The 2,659-nt window shown below is 63.8% G+C and carries 2 protein-coding genes; both read left to right on the top strand.

From position 1 onward, the window contains the following. The first annotated feature begins 70 nt into the window (after window positions 1–70). Entirely contained in the window at window positions 71–955 is an 885-nt protein-coding gene (locus VFW93_RS00180; RefSeq protein WP_329691972.1) for a 3-keto-5-aminohexanoate cleavage protein, read from the top strand. A gap of 180 nt (window positions 956–1,135) precedes the next feature. Beyond that, the gene (locus tag VFW93_RS00175; RefSeq protein ID WP_329691971.1) at window positions 1,136–2,368 is read left to right on the top strand and encodes a diguanylate cyclase; all 1,233 of its coding nucleotides are present in this window, start codon (window positions 1,136–1,138) and stop codon (window positions 2,366–2,368) included. Window positions 2,369–2,659: the final 291 nt, after the last annotated feature.

Raw genomic sequence — 2,659 nt, 5'->3', positions numbered from 1 at the left:
CGGGCGAACAGGTGCAGGCCAAGACCCTGCTGATCGACATCGAACTCACTGCTACGAAGGAATCCTGATCATGGACAAGGCCATTCTGACCTGCGCCCTCACCGGCGTGCTAACCGACCCGGCTCAACACCCCGTGCCGGTCACGGCCGCCCAGATGGCAGCCGCCGCGCGCGAGGCCTTCGATGCAGGCGCATCGATCATGCACGTGCACCTGCGCCGCCAGGAGCCCGGCATGGGCCGCTTCCCCAGCTGGGATCCTGCCGTGGCCGCCGAGATCGACACGGCCATCCGTGCCGCCTGCCCTGGCGTCATCATCAACCTGACCACCGGCGTGGTCGGCCCGGACATCTCCGGCCCCGCAGACTGCATCCGCGCCGTGCGCCCCGAGATCGCCGCCTGCAATGCCGGCAGCCTGAACTACCTCAAGATCAAAGAGAACGGCCAGTGGGCCTGGCCTCCGATGCTGTTCGACAACCAGGTCGACAAGGTCAAGGCCATGATCGATGTGATGAACGAAACGGGCACCCGCCCCGAGTTCGAGTGCTTCGACGTGGGCATCGTGCGCTCGGTCGAGATGTACCAGAAGGCCGGCATGGCCGACTACCTGGAGTACAACTTCGTGATGGGCGTGGCCTCGGGCATGCCGGTTGATGCAGATCTGCTCAAGCTGCTGGTCAAGTACCGCAAGCAAGGCACCACCTGGCAGACCACGCTGATTGGCCGCGAAGAGATCTGGGCCGTACACCAGGCTACGGCCGAACTCGGTGGCATGCTGCGCACCGGCGTGGAAGACACCTTCTACCTGCCCGGCGGCGAGCGCACCACCGGCAACGGTCAGCTGATCGAAGCCCTGGCGCAATGCGCACGCCGCGCCGGCCGCGAGGTGGCATCGCCCGCAGAAGCCCGTCAGATGCTGGGTTTGAAGGCCGCATCGGAGCACGGTGTCAAGGCCTGATCTTTTCGGTCTCCACCGGTACCAAGGGCAGGCGCGCATACCGCCTGTCCTTTTTTATGGGCCTGCCCCTGGCCTTTAGCGAAACGCCACGCGCCCGACAGGGATTTCCCCCTTCACCCGAACGGGTAGGTGTCGCCACGATGTGGAACAAACAAGAACACGCATCGTGTGGGGTGAGACATGAATTCTGAGATCTCAACCAAACTTGAGATCGAGCGCGCGCTGAGACATCGATCCCGCTTCGTGCAGATCACGCCAGGCCTGGCCGCCCACTACCAGTCGCAACGCGAGGCCGACTTCAACCGGCTGGTCGACCTGTGGTCGCCCTTGCTGATCCTGGCCTTCACGGGCTGCCTGGGATTCGGGCTGGTCTTCTTTCGTGGCCACCTGATCGGGCTGGATCTGCGCACCTATGCCTGGACGGAATGCCTGGCCATCGGGGCCGGCCTCGTCGGCCTGCTCATGGCCAGGCACGCGCGCTGGCGGGGCAACACGGGCCGCTGGATCCCCTGGATGTTCGGCTTCATCATCGCGGTCAAGGTGGCGTCCACCTTCCAGTTTCACAGCCCGCAGTTGGCCTACAACCAGACCTACATGACCTTGATCGTGCTGCTGGTGGGCACGCTGGCGCTGCAACAGTCCTTGCTGGCCTCGTTCAAGGGCATGGTGATCGGCCTGTGCGCCTTTTCAGTGGCGCCGTTCTCGGCAGCCAGTGCGGAGTTCGGCCTGCTGTTTCTGGGGCAATACCTGCTGGCAGGCAGCGTCTGCCTGTTCGTGAGTTTCATCAAGGAAGACCGCGATCGCGTGGCCTTTCTGCAGGCCAGGCTGCTGCACATCGAAAAGCTCGAAGTCAACCGTCTGGCCAGTGAACTCGCCTTGCAAGTCAGCCGCGACAGCCTGACCGGCCTCTTCAACCGCCGGCACCTGGAAGACACGCTGAAGGCCGAGTGGGACCGCGCTCGCCGCAACCGCAGTTCGCTGTCCATGCTGATGATCGATGTGGATCACTTCAAGCAGTTCAATGACCTGTATGGCCACCCCACCGGTGACCAATGCCTGCAGGAGATCGCGAGGCTGATTGCACAGGTGGCCCAGCGCCCGGCCGACATCGCAGCACGCTTTGGTGGCGAAGAGTTCATCGTGCTCTTGCCCGACACGAAGCTGGAAGGGGCCATCGAGCTGGCGCGCATGCTGGTGCGGCTGGTGGATGACGCGGCCATCCCGCATCAGGCCTCCAGCACGGCAGCCTGGGTCACCGTCAGCGTGGGTGTCTCCAGCTGCACGCCGCATGAGCTTCTGCGCAAGCAGGACCTGCTGGACGCCGCCGACAAGGCCCTGTATGCGGCCAAACACCAAGGGCGACATGGCTTTGCCATTCAGCATGCCAGCGCGATGAACGAGCGAGCTGCCTGAGGGCACGGGCCGAAGACGCCATCTTTACGCTTGCAACAACACGCAAGTCTTGCCCTGATTACAGGCGGCCGGCCTGGGTACGCGCATGGCGCCTGCAACCATTTGAAGGCTGAGAAGCATCTCCTTACCCGCTTGCCATGGCGCAAGCCAGACACTGGGCCCTTCCATCGAACCGTGAGCGTCTTGCTCACTGGAAGGAGACGCAAGATGAATGACGTTCGCCCACCCGTCTACGCCGGCCACGATTCCGTGATCGTGCGCATGCCCATTGGTCGCCGGCTGGTACGTGCC

It is taken from the genome of Aquabacterium sp. (assembly GCF_036279675.1).
Lineage (GTDB): Bacteria > Pseudomonadota > Gammaproteobacteria > Burkholderiales > Burkholderiaceae_C > Aquabacterium.
This window is presented reverse-complemented; position numbering and strand designations above follow the sequence as displayed.

Bases quoted from the DNA above. Each gene is read 5' to 3' on its own strand.
- VFW93_RS00180 (WP_329691972.1), top strand. From the start codon at position 71: ATGGACAAGGCCATTCTGACCTGCGCCCTCACCGGCGTGCTAACCGAC.
- VFW93_RS00175 (WP_329691971.1), top strand. From the start codon at position 1,136: ATGAATTCTGAGATCTCAACCAAACTTGAGATCGAGCGCGCGCTGAGA.